At 61.7% G+C, this 3166-nt stretch carries 2 protein-coding genes; one reads left to right on the top strand and one right to left on the bottom strand.

Annotated features, from left to right (window positions below):
• Positions 1-1243 (bottom strand): DUF4158 domain-containing protein (locus PWP93_RS37260; RefSeq protein WP_421048403.1); only part of this gene is annotated, 1243 nt, incomplete at its 3' end.
• Positions 1244-1386: 143 nt separating this feature from the next.
• Here PWP93_RS37260 and PWP93_RS37255 point away from each other — a divergent pair.
• Complete coding sequence (locus PWP93_RS37255) at positions 1387-3078, top strand: site-specific integrase (protein ID WP_007180429.1); 1692 nt, start codon at positions 1387-1389, stop codon at positions 3076-3078.
• The last annotated feature ends 88 nt before the right edge of the window (positions 3079-3166 follow it).

Genomic DNA, 3166 nt, shown 5'->3' with positions numbered 1-3166 from the left:
AGGTGCCGACGAAGTCGAGCTCGACGTACAAGGGGCGCAGGTGACGGCGAATACGTTTGGCTAGGCCGTCCACCGCCAACCAGTGTAGTGCCAGTTGACTCAGCGGCTTGACCGTCATGCGTTGCGCCGTGTTTTGTAGCACATCTTTGGCCATGATTTTATAGGCGCGCTGACGCACCTCGCCGAACGGCGTCGGATCGGCTACGCTGTCGTCCACATAGAGCGACAACAGGCGGCCGATCTGCGGCGTTTCCCGATGGCGTTTTACTTGCTCGGCGATGAGTGACTGTTTCGCGCCCGCGCTGCTTTCTTCCTCGAGCTGCTTCATGTGGAAGGCCATCGCATCGACCAGGTTGTCGGTGAGCTGTCGGAAGCGCACCCAGGCGTAACACAGCAGGTAGAGCTGCGCCTGATCCGCCTTCAGGTTGCGCAGGTCGTGGACGGTATAGAAGTTCGCCAGGCTTGCGTAGTACAGCACGTTCTGCTGCGAGATATCCAGCCGGGGCAGCAGCGTCCTGGCGATTTCGTGCAACGGCTGCAGCGTGCCGCGCTTTTCGCGTTCGCGGACCATCTGACGCCAGCCGAAATTCTTGGCATCCTGTTTCAGCGCCGCCAGTTTCGACAGAGTATCATCGCGCACCAGAAGTTGGTCTAGCGCGGTTTGGGTCAATTCGTCCAATACGCCGGTGAGCAGGTCGCCCAGCCGCCGACGTTCGACGGACAGGGCTTCGCTGACTAGCTCTTGCAAGGTCGTGTAGCCGGGCCGGATCATCTTGTGCTCATTGAGCCACACGATGAGCTCGGCGGCGACGAATCCCGGTGTCACGTCGCGACGTACGATCTGCGCGGCCTGCTGCATGAGTTGCGGCAGGAAGGCGGCCACCCACGGTCGATAGCCGTACAGTTCAGCGATCTGTTCGCGCTGGGCGTAGTACTCGTGCCGGGTGATCGGCTTGCGTTCGAACGGCTCGCCGTGGAAATAGCGGCTCAACACGAAATCGTAATCGTCCTCAACCTCGTCCCAATCGAAGCGGAAGAAGGCGTGCTTGGACTTGAAGTAGCCAATCTGCAAGATGCAATAGACCTGCGCGGGTATGGAGGGCCGGCTACTGGCGAGCGCCAGTTCGGATTCGGTCAATGCCAGGTATTCCAGCCGCTGCGCATCGTCGAAATCAGGCAGGCCATACAGGGCTTCCTGTTCGGCGTCGGAAAAGACGCTGAGCAGCTTATTCTTGTTGATCATCGACCATCCTCTCCACGCAACGTCAGATCCTTCAATTTTGTGATATCACGACATGGGGTACGACAGAAATATTGAACTCCCGCATTCTACAGAGATAAGCTTTATTATCTCTGTGGCATTGTTTCCATATTAAACTCGATGACATGAAAACGCGCCCCACGAGCCCGTCCGCCGCCGACATCCCGACCGACTTTCCTGATGCTGATGCACTGGCAGCGCTGCGTGCCTGGTACGAGGGCGCATCCTCGCGTGAGGCGGCACACCGGTACATGCAAGATCGGCTCAGCCACAGCCAGTCAGCCCGCGGCGTCATCGGCCAGATCCGCCGGCAACTGGCACTTTATGCCCGTAACCGACAGCGGGCAGATCTGGCCACGCTGTTCGAATGCCCGGCCCAAAAGCGTATGCATCATGCGCGCGCCACCACGCAGGCTGTCGAGCTACTGCGCATCATGCCTGCGCCAGCTCCGCAGATCGGCGACGACATTGCGCACTGGCTGCCGAATCGCGCTGCCCGCACCCTGCACGCGGCCGGCATCCGGACCCTGGCCGATCTCACGGTACGGATTCCGCGTCGCCGGCAGTGGTGGACCGTCATTCCGGGTCTCGGGCCGGCCAGTGCAAGAAGGATCGAGGCCTTCTTTGCCGCGTACCCGGCGCTCACGGAGCGGGCCCGCGCACTGATCATCGCGGATCGGCAGTCAGTCGTGACGCCTTGGGAGCAACTACGGCTACCGCACGAGATCGACGGATCCGCCGGCGCCTTCCGCGCACCGGTGTCGGCCTGCATCCTCGGCGTCGACAACGATTACGACGCTATCCAGGCATGGCTCGCGTTGCACGAATCCCCGGCCACGCAGCGGGCCTACCGCAAGGAAGCCGAACGGCTGATTCTCTGGGGCATCGTTGCTCGCGGCAAGGCGCTGTCTTCGCTGACCACCCGGGATGCCACCGACTACAGGGCGTTTCTGCGCAGACCTACACCGCGAGAACGCTGGGTCGGGCCACCGCGGCCGCGCACATCAACGGACTGGCGCCCGTTTGTCGACAACCTCTCGGCCCGTTCGATTGCGCATGCGCTTGCCGTGCTCAGCGCCATGTTCCGCTGGCTGGTCGAGCAGCGCTACGTCGTGGCCAACCCATTCTCCGGCATCAAGGTACGCGGCAGCAAGCGCGCCATGGCTCTTGAAACCTCGCACGCTTTCACCGAAGGAGAATGGATGCTGACGCGCACCATCGCCAACGGGCTCGAGTGGTCGTACGGCTGGCAGGCGCCCGCTGCGCAACGGTTGCGGTTCATGCTGGATTTCGGCTACGCAACGGGACTGCGGATCAGCGAACTGGCTGACGCCACACTGCGCAGCATCGAAGTCGACGCAGCCGGTGATCACTGGCTGCACGTGGTCGGCAAGGGCGGCAAGCCAGCCCGCGTTACCCTGACACCCCTAGCGCGCACAGCGCTGGACCGATATCTGCAGGAGCGGGGGCTTCCTGTCAGCCGTGCTCACTGGAATCCGACCACGTCCCTGATTGGCAGCCTTGACGACGCCGATGCCGGCATCAAGCCCTTGCGGCTGTGGGAAGTCATGCGCCGGTTTTTTCGGCTCGTCGCGCAGATTATCAAGAACGACCATCCGGTGCTGGCTGAAAAGCTGCATCGGGCCTCTCCGCACTGGATGCGGCACACCCATGCGACCCACGCGATCGCCAGAGGGGTTGAGCTGAGCGCCGTACGAGATAACCTGCGTCACGCGTCGATTTCGACCACGTCGATTTACTTGCATACCGACGATGTAAAGCGGGCACGGCAGTTCGGGCAGGCATTTACCGACTGAGTTACTCGCTCGGCACGTCAGGCAACAAACCGATTGACGTTCACAATGTGGAATGACGGAATTTTCTGGGGTTCCGGCGTAGAACCCC

The sequence above is a fragment of the Paraburkholderia sp. A1RI-2L genome (assembly GCF_048957375.1).
In the GTDB taxonomy this organism is placed as follows: domain Bacteria; phylum Pseudomonadota; class Gammaproteobacteria; order Burkholderiales; family Burkholderiaceae; genus Paraburkholderia.
The sequence above is the reverse complement of the archived record's forward strand: the minus strand, read 5'-3'. Positions and strand labels throughout refer to the sequence as shown.